At 66.8% G+C, this 15,143-nt stretch carries 12 protein-coding genes, 1 tRNA gene and 1 pseudogene; 10 read left to right on the top strand and 4 right to left on the bottom strand.

What is annotated here, in order from left to right:
- Window positions 1–47: 47 nt before the first annotated feature.
- The gene (locus AC1D2L_RS17560; protein WP_476847179.1) at window positions 48–869 is read right to left on the bottom strand and encodes a helix-turn-helix transcriptional regulator; all 822 of its coding nucleotides are present in this window, start codon (window positions 867–869) and stop codon (window positions 48–50) included.
- A gap of 376 nt (window positions 870–1,245) precedes the next feature.
- Here AC1D2L_RS17560 and fdnG point away from each other — a divergent pair, with 376 nt between their 5' ends.
- From fdnG to AC1D2L_RS17610, 10 genes and pseudogenes are all read left to right on the top strand, one after another.
- Window positions 1,246–4,329, top strand: a complete 3,084-nt coding sequence (gene fdnG / locus AC1D2L_RS17565) for a formate dehydrogenase-N subunit alpha (RefSeq protein ID WP_476847180.1) — start codon at window positions 1,246–1,248, stop codon at window positions 4,327–4,329.
- Between the two features lie 10 nt (window positions 4,330–4,339).
- Window positions 4,340–5,260, top strand: a complete 921-nt coding sequence (gene fdxH / locus AC1D2L_RS17570; protein WP_476847181.1) for a formate dehydrogenase subunit beta — start codon at window positions 4,340–4,342, stop codon at window positions 5,258–5,260.
- Window positions 5,244–5,939: a formate dehydrogenase subunit gamma gene (locus AC1D2L_RS17575; protein WP_476847182.1), complete on the top strand. Its 696-nt coding sequence runs from the start codon at window positions 5,244–5,246 to the stop codon at window positions 5,937–5,939. Before fdxH ends, AC1D2L_RS17575 begins: the two co-directional genes overlap by 17 nt.
- Before the next feature lie 72 nt (window positions 5,940–6,011).
- Window positions 6,012–6,932: a formate dehydrogenase accessory protein FdhE gene (gene fdhE / locus AC1D2L_RS17580; RefSeq protein ID WP_476847183.1), complete on the top strand. Its 921-nt coding sequence runs from the start codon at window positions 6,012–6,014 to the stop codon at window positions 6,930–6,932.
- 30 nt (window positions 6,933–6,962) lie between these two features.
- The gene (gene selA, locus AC1D2L_RS17585) at window positions 6,963–8,369 is read left to right on the top strand and encodes an L-seryl-tRNA(Sec) selenium transferase (protein ID WP_476847184.1); all 1,407 of its coding nucleotides are present in this window, start codon (window positions 6,963–6,965) and stop codon (window positions 8,367–8,369) included.
- Window positions 8,356–9,105 (top strand): tetratricopeptide repeat protein, encoded by a 750-nt coding sequence (locus AC1D2L_RS17590; RefSeq protein WP_476847185.1) that lies wholly within the window; start codon window positions 8,356–8,358, stop codon window positions 9,103–9,105. Before selA ends, AC1D2L_RS17590 begins: the two co-directional genes overlap by 14 nt.
- Window positions 9,102–10,916, top strand: a pseudogene (gene selB / locus AC1D2L_RS17595) (selenocysteine-specific translation elongation factor); the annotation flags it as partial. The gene AC1D2L_RS17590 and the pseudogene selB, both read left to right, overlap by 4 nt.
- A gap of 108 nt (window positions 10,917–11,024) precedes the next feature.
- A tRNA-Sec gene (locus AC1D2L_RS17600) sits at window positions 11,025–11,120 on the top strand.
- A gap of 14 nt (window positions 11,121–11,134) precedes the next feature.
- On the top strand, window positions 11,135–11,602 hold the full coding sequence (locus AC1D2L_RS17605; protein WP_476847186.1) for a hypothetical protein: 468 nt from the start codon (window positions 11,135–11,137) through the stop codon (window positions 11,600–11,602).
- The gene (locus AC1D2L_RS17610) at window positions 11,589–11,969 is read left to right on the top strand and encodes a hypothetical protein (protein WP_476847187.1); all 381 of its coding nucleotides are present in this window, start codon (window positions 11,589–11,591) and stop codon (window positions 11,967–11,969) included. The genes AC1D2L_RS17605 and AC1D2L_RS17610 overlap by 14 nt, the downstream gene beginning before the upstream one ends.
- 6 nt (window positions 11,970–11,975) lie before the next feature.
- On the opposite strand, the gene selD is transcribed toward AC1D2L_RS17610, so the two are convergent.
- The 3 genes from selD to AC1D2L_RS17625 all read right to left on the bottom strand — a co-directional run bounded on the left by selD (window position 11,976) and on the right by AC1D2L_RS17625 (window position 14,847).
- Complete coding sequence (selD, locus tag AC1D2L_RS17615; protein ID WP_476847331.1) at window positions 11,976–13,043, bottom strand: selenide, water dikinase SelD; 1,068 nt, start codon at window positions 13,041–13,043, stop codon at window positions 11,976–11,978.
- Window positions 13,044–13,129: 86 nt separating this feature from the next.
- A complete protein-coding gene (locus AC1D2L_RS17620) occupies window positions 13,130–14,230 on the bottom strand; it encodes a transglutaminase-like domain-containing protein (protein ID WP_476847188.1) in 1,101 nt (366 codons plus the stop codon).
- Window positions 14,227–14,847 carry a TlpA family protein disulfide reductase gene (locus AC1D2L_RS17625; RefSeq protein WP_476847189.1) on the bottom strand — a complete coding sequence of 207 codons (621 nt, stop codon included), beginning with the start codon at window positions 14,845–14,847 and terminating at the stop codon, window positions 14,227–14,229. Before AC1D2L_RS17625 ends, AC1D2L_RS17620 begins: the two co-directional genes overlap by 4 nt.
- Window positions 14,848–15,143 lie beyond the last annotated feature (296 nt).

The following is a 15,143-nucleotide window of genomic DNA, read 5'->3' on the forward strand; positions in this document are numbered from 1 at the left end:
TCTTTTTAATCAGCAGCGGGGATCAGGGTGGAATGACTGCAGCCTGCTCAGCGCAGCGCGCTTGGTGGCAATCCGAAGCGCTTCCTGAACAGGCTCGAGAAATGGGCGGGCGTATAGCCGACATGGAACGCGGCTTCCGCCACCGTCATCTCGCCGTTCAGGATCACCGCATAGGACGTCTGGAGCCGGTGCTCCTGGAGATACTCGAACACGCTCGCGCCGTAGAGCTGCCGGAAGCCCGAGGTCAGGCGCGTCGGGTTCAGCCCGGCCATGCGCGCCAGCTCGGGCAAGGCGGGAGGCTCCTGCAACGAGCCGATCAGGATCTCGCGCGCGGCCCGGATGCGGTCGGCGGTGCGCTGCGGCAGGCGGGTAGGCCGGCGCTGCCCATCATTGGCCACCATCGTCAGCGCGGTTGCCGCAAGTTCCAGCGCCTTGCCGCCGAGATAAAGGCTCCGGAGCGGTTCGGCGACGGGGCACTCCGCCATCTGGAGCGCCATCGCGCAGATGGCAGGGCTGGCGGGCCGCACCCAGATACCGGCATCGCCGAGATCTGCCGCCGCCAGGAGGGGCCCCAGCACGGTACCGAACTCGCGCTCGACGAAGTCCATGTCGAACTGCATCAGCGTGAAGCGCAACGTGCCGCTCGCCAACCCGATCCGCTGCTGGACATGGTCGCCGGTGTTGGCGGCCACCACGAGCGCGGGACCACCGATCAACACGGCGGGGTTGTCGTCGAGGCCGAGCGATTGCCGGCCGTCGAGGATCACGCCGATCTTGAGGCCGGCCCGCATCGGGCCGACGACGCGTTCACCGGCCTCGACGGCATAGGTGCCGATCGACAGGGACAGGTTATTGGAAAACAGTTGCAAGGCGGCGCTCTCGTGCAGGCATGGCAGGCGATAACCGAAGAACGCCCGGCACATCAAACCCGACGGTCGCAAAACACGCGAGAAAACGCAAATAATTCAGCAGTTTAAATTAAATCTAATCTGTCGATAGAGCGGCATCGCCACCCACGCGGATCGCAAAGACGCAACAGGCGCTAAAGATCATTCGGACGTCGCGGATTGCGCATAGGCAGCCATTTCGCGGAGTTGCGGCGGGACCACGCTTGCGGTCGGATGCACGACCAAAGTTGTAAGCGGCGTCCGGGGCCTCCTACACTACCACAGCTTGACGCGCCTCCCGCACAGTTTCACTATTCTAATCTGAACAAGCTCATCTTGTTCGCCCGGGGAGGTTGAGATGCTACATGAGCTCTCGCGTCGCCAGTTCATGAAGGCCGCTGGTGCGGGATTAGGCGGATCTGCCGCCGCCGCGCTGGGCTTCGGAGGCGCCGAGGAGGCGCTCGCCCAAGCCGTAAGGCCGTTCAAGCTGGCTCGCACCACCGAAACGCGCAACACATGCCCGTACTGCTCCGTCGCCTGCGGCGTGATCATGTACAGCCTCGGCGACAAATCGAAGAACGCCCATTCCGCGGTCATTCATATCGAGGGCGACCCTGACCATCCGACCAATCGCGGAACCCTCTGCCCCAAGGGCGCCGCGCTTCTCGACTTCATCCATTCCGAAACGCGTACCAAGACCCCGCAATATCGCGGCCCTGGCGAGCGCGCGTTCCGGGAGATCAGCTGGACCGAGGCGCTCGATCGCATCGCGCGGCTGATGAAGGACGATCGCGACAAGAACTTCATCGCCACCAACCAGGACGGCGTGACGGTCAACCGCTGGCTGACCACGGGCTTCCTGGCAGCGTCGGCGACGACGAACGAGACGGCCTTCCTGACCTACAAGGTCGTGAGAAGTACCGGGATATTGGCGTTCGACAACCAGGCGCGCGTTTGACACGGACCGACGGTGGCCAGTCTGGCCCCAACATTCGGTCGCGGTGCGATGACCAACTCCTGGACGGACATTAAGAACACCGACCTCGTCGTTATCATGGGCGGCAATGCCGCCGAGGCGCACCCTTGCGGCTTCAAATGGGTCACTGAGGCGAAAGCCCAGCGTGGCGCAAAGCTGATCGTCGTCGACCCGCGTTTCACGCGCTCGGCCTCGGTCGCGGATTACTATGCGCCGATCCGGCAGGGTACCGACATCGCCTTCCTGCTCGGGGCGATCAAGTACTGCATCGACAACGACAAGATCCAGCACGACTACGTCCGCGCCTTCACAAACGCGCCCTATCTCATCAAGGAGGGTTTTGGCTACCAGGAGGGCCTGTTCACCGGCTACGACGAGGCCAAGCGCGACTATGACCGCTCGAGCTGGGAGTATGAACTCGGCTCCGACGGCTACGTCCAGATCGACGAGACCCTGCAGCATCCGCGCAGCGTCTATCAGCTGCTGAGGAAGCACATCGAGGTCTACACGCCCGAAATGGTCGAGCGCATCTGCGGCACGCCCAAGGACAAGTATCTGACGATCTGCAAGATGATCTCGGAATGCTCGGCGCGCGACAAGACGATGACCTCTATGTACGCGCTCGGCTGGACGCAGCACTCCAAGGGCTCGCAGAACATCCGCTCGATGGCGATGCTGCAGCTGCTGCTCGGCAATATCGGCGTGCGCGGCGGCGGCATGAATGCGCTGCGTGGCCACTCCAACATCCAGGGACTGACCGATATCGGCCTGATGTCGAACCTGATCCCGGGATATCTCACGCTGGGGACCGACAAGGAGGTCGATTTCACGACCTACATGTCGACGCGCGGCTTCAAGCCGCTGCGTCCCAACCAGATGAGCTACTGGCAGAACTACAAGAAGTTCATGGTGAGCTTCCTGAAGGCGATGTGGGGCAAGGCGGCGACGCCGGAGAACGACTTCGCCTATAACTGGCTGCCCAAGCTCGACGTCCCCGGCTACGACGTGCTGCGGACTTTCGAGTTAATGGGCCAGGGCAAGGTCAACGGCTATTTCTGCCAGGGCTTCAACCCGCTGCTCTCCTTCCCGAACCGCGGCAAGGTCACAGGCGCGCTGTCGAAGCTGAAGTTCCTGGTGGTGATGGACCCGTTGCAGACGGAGACATCGCGCTTCTGGAAGGACGAGGGCGTCCATAACGACGTCAAGCCCGAAGCCATCCAGACCGAGGTGTTCGAGCTGCCGACGACCTGCTTCGCCGAGGACGAGGGCTCGCTGGTCAATTCCGGCCGCTGGCTGCAATGGCACTGGCCGGGCGCCGAACCCCCGGCTGAATCGAAGCCCGACACCTGGATCATGGCGCAGCTCCACATGCGCCTGCGTGCCCTCTACGAGAAGGAGGGTGGAGCCTTCCCGGAACCTATCCTCAATCTCCACTGGCCCTATCGCGATCCCCAGGATCCGCAGCCCGACGAACTGGCCAAGGAAATGAACGGCTATGTCGTCTCGACGGTCACCGACCCGGTCGATCCCACCAAGATCGTTCTGGAACGGGGCAAGCAGGTCGATACCTTCGGCCAGCTGCGCGACGACGGCTCGACCGCCTGCGGTTGCTGGATCTATTCCGGCAGCTGGACCGAGCGGGGCAACATGATGGCCCGGCGCGACACCAGCGACCCCGGCAATACCGGCGCCTATGCCAACTGGGCCTTCGCCTGGCCGGCCAACCGGCGCATCCTCTACAACCGCGCCTCGGCCGACATCGACGGCAAGGCCTGGGATCCCAAGCGCAAGCTGATCGAATGGAACGGCACCAGCTGGACGGGCTATGACGTGCCCGACATCGCACCCGGCGCCAAGCCGCGCGATGTCGGCCCGTTCATCATGAACCCCGAGGGAACGGCGCGCCTGTTCTCGCGCGGCATGATGAAGGACGGCCCCTTCCCGACCCATTACGAGCCGTTCGAGAGCCCTGTCACCAACGTGCTGGCGCCCAAGATCCGCGGCAATCCCGCCGCGCGCATCTTCAAGGACGACCTCGCGGCTTTGGGGACCTCGGACAAGTTCCCCTATGCCGCGACCTCCTACCGCCTGACCGAGCACTTCCACTTCTGGACCAAGCACAACTGGGTCAATGCGGTGCTGCAGCCGGAATTCTTCGTCGAGATCAGCGAGCAGCTGGCGGCGGAGAAGAACATCAAGGTCGGCGGCTGGGTGAAGGTCTCCTCGGCCCGTGGCGAGGTCTATGCGAAGGCCGTGGTGACCAAGCGCATCAAGCCGCTGATCTGCGACGGCAAGACGGTGCATGTGGTCGGTATCCCGCTCCATTGGGGCTTCACCGGTGCGGCTCGCAAGGGTTTCGGCCCCAACAGCCTCACCCCGTTCGTCGGCGACGCCAACATCGAGACGCCCGAGTTCAAGGCGTTCCTGGTGAATGTCGAGCCGTCCAACGGTCCGGCGACGAGCTAGGGAGGCGGCGATGGCAGGGCTACAGAGTCAGGACTTCGCCCGGATCTCGGCGACGAATTTCAAGCCGCCGGATGTCCGGCATGATTTCGAGGTGGCGAAGCTCATCGACGTCTCGAAATGCATCGGCTGCAAGGCCTGCCAGGCAGCCTGCCTGGAGTGGAACAACCTGCGCGAGGAGGTCGGCGTCAATGTCGGCGTCTACGACAACCCCCATGACCTGACCGAGAACAGCTGGACGCTGATGCGGTTCACCGAATGGGAGAACCCCGAGAGCGGCAATCTCGAATGGCTGATCCGCAAGGACGGCTGCATGCATTGCGCCGATCCCGGTTGCCTCAAGGCCTGCCCCTCGCCAGGCGCGATCGTCCAGTACAACAACGGCATCGTCGACTTCGTCTCGGAGAACTGCATCGGCTGCGGTTATTGCGTGAAGGGCTGCCCCTTCAACATCCCGCGCATCAGCCAGACCGACCACAAGGCCTACAAGTGCACGCTCTGCTCGGACCGGGTCTCCGTCGGCCAGGCGCCGGCCTGCGCCAAGGCCTGCCCGACCGGCGCGATCGTGTTCGGCACCAAGCAGGCCATGCTCGACCATGCCAAGGGGCGCATCACCGATCTGAAGTCGCGCGGCTTCAAGAACGCCGGCCTCTATGATCCGCCGGGCGTCGGCGGCACCCATGTGATGTATGTGCTGCACCACGCCGACAGGCCGCAGCTCTACGCCAACCTGCCACTGAACCCGAAGATCAGCCCGGTCGTCGAGCTCTGGAAGGGCATGACGAAATATGCCGGCATGGCCGCAGTGGGCTTTGCCGCCGCCTTCGCCTTCGTCCACGCCACGATCGCCCGCCGCAACGATGTCAGCCGCGCCGAAGACCGCGAGGCCGAGCATGTGATCGACGAGGAGGCAGCCCGTGGCCGTCAGGCGTGAAGAGGAGCGTACCACCGTCGACCGTTACCCGGGCCGGGTCCGCGTCAACCACTGGGTGACGGCGATCTCCCTGATCCTGCTCACGATCAGCGGCGCCGCGCTGTTCCATCCCGCCTTGTTCTTCATGGCGAGCTTCTTCGGCGGCGGCACCAACACACGGATGGTGCATCCCTGGATCGGGGTCGTGCTGCTCGCCAGCTTCGCGATCCTGTTCGTGCAGATGGTGCGCTACAATTTCTGGGCGAAGGTCGACACCCAGTGGATGCGCCAGATCGGCGACGTGATGTCGGGCAACGAGGAGAACCTGCCCGAGATCGGCAAGTACAATGGTGCGCAGAAGCTCGTCTTTTGGCTGATGACGCTGCTGATCATCGTCCTGTTCGTCACCGGCCTTATGATCTGGTACGAATACTTCGGCGTCATCTTCAGCATCGACCAGCAGCGCTTCGCCCATATCGTCCACGCCTTTGCCGCGGTCGCGATGCTGCTCGTGGTCATCGTCCACATCTATGCCGGCTTCTACGTCCGAGGCACGATCAACGCCATGACAGAAGGCAAGGTCACCGGCGGCTGGGCGTACCGCCATCACCGGCTCTGGCTGCGCAAGGAGGCGCGCGAGGGCGTCATCGACGAACGCCAGACCCCGCCGCGCCGCCACAGTGCCGGCCCGGCCGAGTGAATTTGGCGCGGAGCGGACTGCGGGCCGCTTTTCGTCTCCCGTGACCCGTGCGGTTCGAGAGGATGTGCCTGAATGACTGACGACACGGGCTTCGACGCCCTCGAGGATGTCGGCATCGCCGAGCGCGACAAGCCGCCTTTCCTGCGCCTGCCCGAGCCGGCGAGCCTGTTTGCGCTGCGGGCGATGCGTTTCGCGGCGCTCGCGCCCGGACATCAGCTCGAACCCTATCTCGCCTTCCTCGCGGAGCTGTCCAGGGCGCAGGCACGGGCGGCTGAGGATATCGCAGCCCCTGCCCTCCCCGCCCGGACCGAACTCAGGCGGCGCGCCGCCAACGCGATGCCTCTCCTGCCACGCGAGGAACTGGCCGACGATCCGGCGGTCGGGGAGGCCCTCGACCAGCTGATCGCCCTGCTCGACGGCGTCGCCATGCCCGAACTCGCCCGCGCCGCGCTGGCACGGGTCGCGAGCGCCGACACGGAAGGCCGTCGTGCGATCCTCGCGGCGGTTCTCACCGACGCCGTGCCTGTCGAGGCCGTGGCCGAGCACATCTTCGCTGCGGCCGCGCTGCAGGTCGTCGCCTCGCGGCGCAGCGCCCTGCTCGACCCCGAGATGCCGCAGCCGGTTGCCGATGGCGTCTGCCCCTGCTGCGGCGGCCCGCCGGTGACGAGCGCGGTCATCGCGGACCTGAACGTCGATGGCGTGCGCTACGTCCAGTGCTCGCTGTGCGCGACGCAGTGGAACCATGTCCGGGTGAAATGTGTCTCCTGCGGCTCGACCAAGGGTATTTCCTACCAGGCCATCGAGGGCATCGCCGACACGATCAAGGCCGAGACCTGCGACGAATGTCGCACCTATGTGAAGATATTGAACCGAAGGAAGGACCCGGAGTTGGAGGCGGTAGCCGACGACGTCGCCAGCCTCGGGCTCGATCTGCTGGTGACGGAAGCCGGCTGGCAGCGGGCGGGCGTCAATCCGTTCCTGCTTGGCCATTAGCGATCGCATGCGTCTCCCGGAGGGAGCCAGATGAACAAGCCGGAGCGCTTCCGCCCGCCATCGGTCGACGAGATCCTCCGCGGCGAGATCGGCGCGCTGGCCATCGCCGGTCATGGACGCCAGGCGACGACACAGGCCATCCGGCAGGTGCTGGAGCGGATGCGGCAGGGAACACAGCCGAGCGCGCCGTCGGCAGACTTCATCGCGCGCAAGGCGCTCGATTGGCTCGTGGAACGCGGGCGCCCCTCTCAGCGCCCCGTGATCAACCTGACCGGCACCGTGCTGCACACCAATCTCGGCCGTGCCTTGCTGGCGGAGGAGGCGATCGCCGCCGTCGTCGCCGCGATGCGTGCCCCGACCAACCTGGAATACGATGTCGAGGACGGCCAGCGCGGCGAGCGCGATGCGCATGTCCGCGAGTTGATCCGAGAGCTGACCGGCGCCGAGGACGCGCTGCTGGTCAACAACAATGCCGCCGCCGTGCTTCTGGTGCTCAACACCTTCGCGAGGGATCGCGAGGCGGTCGTTTCGCGCGGCGAACTGATCGAGATCGGCGGGGCATTCCGGATGCCCGACATCATGGCACGCGCCGGCGCCACGCTGCGCGAGGTCGGGACCACGAACCGAACACACCTGCGCGATTATGCCGAGGCCATCGGTCCCCAGACCGGCCTGCTGATGAAGGTGCACACCTCAAACTATGTGGTGCAGGGCTTTACCGCCGAGGTCGCGCCGGCCGAGCTGTCCGCGCTGGCCCGCGCCCACAGCATTCCCTTCGTCGACGATCTCGGCTCGGGCACGCTCATCGATCTCTCACGCTGGGGCCTGCGGCCGGAGGAGACGGTTCAGGACGCGCTCGGAGGCGGGGCCGATCTGGTCACCTTCTCCGGCGACAAGCTGCTCGGGGGGCCGCAGGCCGGGATCATCGCCGGCCGCCAGGATCTCGTCGCCCGGCTGGCCAAGAATCCGCTCAAACGCGCACTGCGGCTCGACAAGCTCCGGCTTGCCGCGCTCGAGGCCACGCTCAGGCTCTATCGCGACCCCGACAGGCTGGCCGAAAGGCTGCCGACTTTGCGCCTGTTCACGCGGCCGGCGACAGATCTGCGTGCGCTGGCGCAGCGTTTGCTGCCCCCTGTCGCGGCGGCAGTCAAAACCGGCTGGATCGTCGAGGTCATCGGATGCGCCAGCCAGATCGGCTCCGGGGCGTTGCCACTGGAAACCCTGCCGAGCGCCGGCCTGTCGATCCGGCCCGCGGGCAAGGGGAGCGGTTCCGCCGTCGAGACGCTGGCGGCGCGGTTTCGCGCCCTCCCTGTGCCGGTGATCGGCCGCATCGGCCAGGGCGCCCTGATTTTCGATCTTCGCTGCCTGGAGGACGAGGCGCAGTTCGCGGCGCAACTCGCGGCCCTGAAACCCGGAGGCGACGATGGGCTGGCTTGACCGCCTGCTCGCCCGGCCCTCCGCACCGGGGAGCGATATCCCAGAGCAGATGGCGCAAGCGGCGGCGGCGGTCGAGCGCGGCGATTACGAGGCAGCCCTGGCGATCTGGGGCCCGCTCGCGCAGGCCGGAATCGGCCGCGCCCAGAACAATGTCGGCGCCTGCTTTGCCGAAGGCCTCGGCGTCGAGCGCGATCCCGCATTGGCACTCCGCTGGCTGACACTCTCCGCCGAGAGCGGCGACCCTGTCGGCCAGCGCAATCTCGCCGCCTTCCATTTCAAGGGCGAGGGTATCGAGCAGAGCGATGCAGAGGCCCTGCGCCTCTATCGGCTCGCAGCCGGGCAGAACGACGCACCCGCCCAGGACATGCTCTCCTGGATGCTGCTTGAAAAGGGCGGGACCTCCGACCGGCCCGAGGCGCTGCGCTGGGCGCTCGCGGCAGCCGAAGGCGGCGTCGCCACCAGCATGACCCGTCTCGGCATGATCTATCACGACGCGCTCGGTGTTGAACGCGACGCCGCGCTCGCCGCCCATTGGTGGCGGCTGGGCGCCGAGGCCGGCGACGCCGACGCCCAGGCCATGCTCGGCGCCGCGGCCCTGCTTGGACAGGGCGTCGCTAAGGATGCGGCCGGCGCGCTCGACCTGCTCCTGAGTGCCGAGCGGAACGGCAGTCTGCTTGCGGCGCCCTTCGTCAAGGCGGCCCGGGCGGCCGTCGCCCATGACGAGGTTGCGCCATGATCATCGGCACGGCCGGCCATATCGACCACGGCAAGACCTCGCTGGTCAGGCGGCTGACCGGCGTCGATACCGACCGCCTGAAGGAGGAAAAGGCCCGCGGCATCACGATCGTGCTCGGCTTCGCCTATTGGCCGCAGCCCGATGGCCGGATCATCGGCTTCATCGACGTGCCCGGCCATGAGAAGTTCGTGCATACGATGCTGGCGGGGGCCTCCGGCATCGAGTTGCTGCTGCTCGTCGTCGCCGCCGATGACGGCATCATGCCCCAGACCCGCGAGCATTTCGACATCGCCCGCCTGCTCGGCGTCAGCGACGCCGTGGTGGCGATCACCAAGGCCGACCTTGTCGACGACGCCACGCTGGCCGAAGTCCATGCCGAGATCGAGCGCCTGCTCGCCGGCACTCCGTTTTCGGGCGCACCGATCATCCCGGTCTCGACGATCACCGGCGAGGGGATACCGCAGCTCGCGGAGCATCTGCGCGAGCGCGCCGACGCCGTGCAGGCGCTCGCCAGCGACGGCGCCTTCCGCCTCGCTGTGGATCGCTGCTTCACACTGCCGGGCGCAGGCACCATCGTCACCGGCACGGTCCTGTCCGGCACGGTCTCGGTCGGCGAAAGCGTCACGGTCTCGCCTTCGGGGATCGCGGCGCGGGTACGCTCGCTGCACGCCCAGAACCGGCCCTCCGAGAGCGCTGTGGCGGGCGATCGCTGCGCGCTGAACCTGGCCGGGCCTGGCATCTCGAAGGACGCCATCGGTCGCGGGGACATGATCGTCACCCCCCAGTTGCATGCCCCCACGGCCCGGATCGACGCCGAATTCACCCTCCTGGCGTCGGAGAAGAAGAGGCTGCCGATGTGGCTGCCGGTGCGCCTGCACCACGCGTCGGTCGAGGTCGGCGCGCGTATCGTCCTGCTCGGCGACGAGATCGAACCGGGCGCGACCGCCCCGATCCAGCTCGTTCTGGACACACCCATTGCCGCAGCCGCGCTCGATCGCTTCGTGCTGCGCGACACCTCCGCGTCGCGCACCATCGGCGGTGGTCGCCTCCTCGATTTGCGCGCCCCCGAGCGCCACCGGCGCAACCCGCAGCGCCTGGCGCAGCTCCAGGCGCTCGCGCTGCCCGACCCTGTGCAGGCCCTGGAAAGCCTGCTGGCGGAGCCGCCGCATTATACGGATCTCGACAGTTTCGCCCGCGACCGCGCGCTTGGCGAAACAGAGGCCGAGCGGCTCGTCACCGGCTTGCGCCTCGTGCGGCTGGCCGATTGGGTGATGCTGCCCCAACCCTGGGAGCGCTTCTGCTCCGCGTTGGTCGGCGCGCTCAAATCCTACCATTCCGAACATCCCGACGTGCCCGGCATCGGGCTGGAGCGCCTGCGTCTCGGCCTCGAACTGCGCCTGCCCGCCCCGGTCTTCCGCGCGGCGCTCAAGCGTCTGGGCCAGGACGGCGAGCTGGTCGTCGCCGGCTCCTGGATCCGGCGGCCGGAGCATGAGGTTCGGCTGACGGCCGAGGATGAAGCGCTCTGGGCCCGCATCGCGCCGCTGCTCGGCGATGGAGAGCGCTTCCGGCCCCCCCGGGTGCGCGATATCGGGCTGACACTGGGGCGCCATGAAGAGGATATCCGCCGCCTGTTCCGCCTCGTCGGCCGGCGCGGCGATGTCCATGAGGTCGCGCTTGACCACTTTTTCCTGCGCGATACGGTCACGGAAATGGTGGGCATCGCAGCAGAGATCGCCAGGAACGACGCCGCCGGCTTCAACGCCGCGCAGTTCCGCGACAGGCTGGACAATGGCCGCAAGGTCGCGATCCAGATCCTCGAATTCTTCGATCGCCATGGCGTCACCATCCGCCGCGGCGATCTCAGGCGCATCAACCGCCAGCGGCTCGAACTCTTCGGCCCGCTCGCATCTGCGCACAATGGAGGAGAAGCGTCCCCGGTGGGGCGTCCGGACTTCAAATCCGGGAGGGGCCGTCAGACGGTCTCTGGTGGGTTCGACTCCCATTCTCTTCCGCCAGTTCACGAGGTCACATGATCGACGCGCACGCAGCCGAAGCCGATCTGATCGCCCGTTTCGAGGCCGCTGCCGAGGCCGCGCGCCAGGCCGAGGATGGCTGCCGCAGGGAAGCCGCAGCCAGGATCGCAGTGCTTGCGCAGGAGCGCAGCACGGCCTTTCGCCGCCTCAACCTCGTGCGCAGCGCCACCCGCGCGCTGGTCGAGGCGCAGGAGCCCGAGACTGCCGTGACGCGCGCCCGCTTCATCGTCGGCCAATCGCTCGGCTTCGAGGAGATCGGCCCGCGCCAGGAGCTTGTACTTGACCGGCTGACGCCGTTTCTGGCAGCGCTGCAGGCGGGGCTGGCCGACCCCGCCGCCCCGGCGGCAAGCACCGCGCAGGAGGCCTTGCGCGAATTCGAAAGCTGGTACCGCACCGAGATCGGCAGCGAGTTCTACGCCCTGTTCGACCGCTACATGCCGGACACGCCGCGTGTCGACTTCTAGGGGGGTCGGCACCGATTTTGATACCTGGCTCGGCAAGCTTTATCGCAAGGGTCCGTTCACGGCGCTGATTGTGCTCGTCAGGATCGCCGAGCCGAAGGTGGAGCCGCTGCGCTCGACCTTCGTGCATGTCGTCGGGGAGGATCTGGACTGGGGCGACGTCGTCCTGATGCTGCGCGGCGCCGGCACCAGTTGGGACGGCGCGGCCTTCTTTCCAACGCGCGACGTCGATGGCGGGCTCGTGCCGGATGCAACCGCCCGCGCCCGGTTGCGCGATCTGGAAGTGGCGTTGCGGGAGGACCGGATGATCCTGAACAAGGGCGCCTTCTTCGACGTCTGGGGGCGCAACCTCGAGATCGCCCAAGCTTAGGCGCGACTAGACGACTCTGACACGCCCGGGCCCTGCCTCCACGGATCCGACGATGCGCGCTGCCGCATACCCGGCACTCTTGATCTGCGCGAGCAGGTCCGGTGCGCGCTGCGCCTTGCATGAGACCAGTAGCCCCCCCGAGGTCTGCGGGTCGGTGAGGAGATGCCGCTGCCAGTCCGGCAATTCATCGGGCAGATCGGCACCCTGGCCATAGCTTGCCCAGTTGCGGTGGGAGGCCCCGGTCACCCTGCCCTCCAGCGCCAGCCGGCCGGCCTGCGACAGGAACGGCAGCTCGGCGAGGCCAATTCTAAGCGTCACCCCGGAGCCCCGCGCCATCTCGAGCCCGTGCCCGAGGATGCCGAAGCCGGTGACATCGGTGACCGCGTGGACATCCGGGTCCTGTGCCAGATCCGCCCCGATGCGGTTGAGCAATGTGGTCGTCGCGATCATCTCGTCATAGGCAGCCTTCGACAACTCCTCCTTCTTGAAGGCCGCCGAATAGATTCCGACACCGAGCGCCTTGGTCAGGATCAGGGCGTCGCCCACTTTGGCCCCGCTGTTGCGACGCAGGTTCTGCGGCTTGAGCAGGCCGATCACCGCCAGCCCGTAGATCGGCTCCTGCGTGTCGATCGAATGCCCGCCCGCCACGGGAATGCCGGCCTCCGCGCAGATAGAAGCGCCGCCCTTGAGGATTTCACGCGTCGTCTCGATCGGCAGCTTGTCGAGCGGCATGCCCAGGATCGCCAGCGCCAGGATCGGCTTTCCGCCCATCGCATAGATGTCCGAGATCGCATTGGTGGCGGCGATCCGCCCGAAATCGCGGGGATCGTCGACCACCGGCATGAAGAAATCGGTGGTCGCGACGACGCAGGTCTCGTCGTCTATCTGCCAGACGGCGGCGTCGTCACCCGTCTCGGTGCCGACGAGCAGTTGCCTGTAGGGGCCAGCCGCAGGGTGGTCTGCCAGCAATTGCTGGAGCACGGACGGCGCCAGCTTGCAGCCGCAGCCGCCGCCATGCGCCAGGCTGGTCAGCCGGACCGGCCTGGCCACCGGCACAGGTTCTGCAAGCGTCATATCGGTCATCGGCGGATCTCCCGGCCAGCGCAAGAACGATCCGGCAGGCCGACGCGCAACCGCATCGGCCTCCCGGCGCACAGGGTTCAGGCCGAGAGTTCGGCCGACTTGATGGCGTATTTGAAGCTGTCGGGGTCGAGGCAATCGAGCAGTGCGCCCGCGACCTCGGCCTGCGGATACATCAGGAACGAGACCTTGTGGCGCGAGCCCGGCAGTTGCAGGTCATGCGCGACATTGTAGCCGAGCCAGTTGCCCTCCCAGGCGCCAAACAGCGCCTCGCGCGCGGCGGCGACCTTGGGCGCATCGGGAGCGTTGTTTCCCGGAGGCTCCTCCAGCACGACCTTGCGCACGTCGGCCGGGTCGGTCGCGACCCAGCCAAGCCCTTCGAGCCAGACTTCGGCCCGGCAATGCTGGGACTTGGTAATGGTCGCCGAGCCCGCCCCCAGGCTGGCATAGCCGAACTTCGAGGGGGCGACGCGAATGCCGTAGATATCGCGGGCCGGAATGCCGGCGGCGCGCACGAGCGCGACATAGAGCGCGTTCAGATCGGCGCATTTGCCGCTGAGATTGCCGGTGCGCAGCATCGAGGCGACATCGCCGGTGCCGCAGCCGCGGGTCTTGGCGTCACGAAACGTGTTGTCGACGACCCATTGGTAGATCGCGCGAGCCTTGTCGATGTCGCTGGTCTTGCCGGCAGCAGCCTTTTCGGAGGTCTGCTTGACGATCCCGTCGGTCGGCATCAACTCGTTCGCCTCGAGGAAGAGCGCACGCTCAGGGGCGCTCAGGGCCGGCGCTCCGGTCCGGGCTGCGAAATCCTGGGCGCGGTCGCGCAGGGAAAACCGGCTGGTGACCTCGACACTCGGCGCGGCTTCGCCGTCCTTGAACACGACATGCAGCATCTCGGTGCCGTATTTGGGATCGCGGACCACCTCGGCGGAGGCCGCATTGCCCTGCCACGCGCTCTTGCCCGGGCGGATCCAGTTGTCCTCGCGAACCGAGGGCAGCGGGATCCAGGCCTGCGCCTTGCCGTTTGCCGCGAGGTCGAGCCGGGTCACGACCTCGAAGTCGCGCCATGCGCCGGGCTTCGGCGCAAAGGCGGCGCCCTGCCCCAAGGCGTTGCGCGGCACCAGCAATGCGGCGGCAGCCGCGGCGGCGCTGGTCTTGAGCAGGCTTCGACGATCGATCATGGCATAACCTCCCTGTCGCTGTTCTCTGATGTCGCCGGTTCGGCCGGCGCTCCGTTGGATCTGCGGGACACCGCCGACAGCCTTGCGATCACCGCAGGGCTTCCCCAGTCGAGCGGCTCTTCGACCTTCAGCGCCGGAAGCAGGTTCGGGCCGAGCACGAAGCTCGTCGGCAGGCTCTGGACCTGCCAGGCCTTCATCGCTGCGCGGTCGCGGTCGAGCAGGACGGGAAACGTCACCGGGCGCTCGCGAAAGAAGCGACGCACCCGCGCATCGACCTCGCCGACATCGACGACCACGATCGCGACATCGGTCTGTGGGAGCGCGGCCAGCGAGGTCAGCGACGCCATCTCCTCGATGCAGGGCGCGCACCAGGTTGCGAAGAAATGCACGATCACGGTTGCGCCGCGCAGGTCATCCAGAGCGATGGCGGGGCCATCGAGACGGTCCAGAGCAAGCGCGGGAACGGCATCGACACGCCAGGGCTCGAAAGCGCCTGCAACGGCGGGCGGGGCAGCGGCGGTCAGCGACAGGGCGACCAGCAGCGCGCGCCCGAAGCGTCCCGGCAAGGTGTCCAGTCGATGAGCGCCCCGAAACTCGGGAGCCGTGACTCCAACCACGCCGCATCTTGTCCGGAAAGACGCCGCAACGTCAATTTCGACTTTCGGAACGATCGCGCCTGCGTCATCCACACATGTCTCGGTCGAGACACGAGCCCCGCCGAGCACGCTTCCCGCAGCCCCGGTCGCGCAACAAGCATGTCCAGGCGCGATTACGACCCTCGAGAGCATCGAATGGCGTGAGGTGGCTGCCCGCGACGAGGCCGGTCACGGCGAAAACCAGAGCTTGACCCCCTTGCTCGATTAGAGAAGCTTAGCCTCCGAACTCCGCAAAAAACGCGGAGCGCATGAAATCG

The organism is Allobosea sp. P1_B10 (genome assembly GCF_056406735.1).

Bases quoted from the DNA above. Each gene is read 5' to 3' on its own strand.
- fdxH (WP_476847181.1), top strand. From the start codon at position 4,340: ATGGCAGGGCTACAGAGTCAGGACTTCGCCCGGATCTCGGCGACGAAT.
- fdhE (WP_476847183.1), top strand. From the start codon at position 6,012: ATGACTGACGACACGGGCTTCGACGCCCTCGAGGATGTCGGCATCGCC.
- selA (WP_476847184.1), top strand. From the start codon at position 6,963: ATGAACAAGCCGGAGCGCTTCCGCCCGCCATCGGTCGACGAGATCCTC.
- AC1D2L_RS17590 (WP_476847185.1), top strand. From the start codon at position 8,356: ATGGGCTGGCTTGACCGCCTGCTCGCCCGGCCCTCCGCACCGGGGAGC.
- AC1D2L_RS17605 (WP_476847186.1), top strand. From the start codon at position 11,135: ATGATCGACGCGCACGCAGCCGAAGCCGATCTGATCGCCCGTTTCGAG.
- selD (WP_476847331.1), bottom strand. From the start codon at position 13,043: ATGACGCTTGCAGAACCTGTGCCGGTGGCCAGGCCGGTCCGGCTGACC.
- AC1D2L_RS17620 (WP_476847188.1), bottom strand. From the start codon at position 14,230: ATGATCGATCGTCGAAGCCTGCTCAAGACCAGCGCCGCCGCGGCTGCC.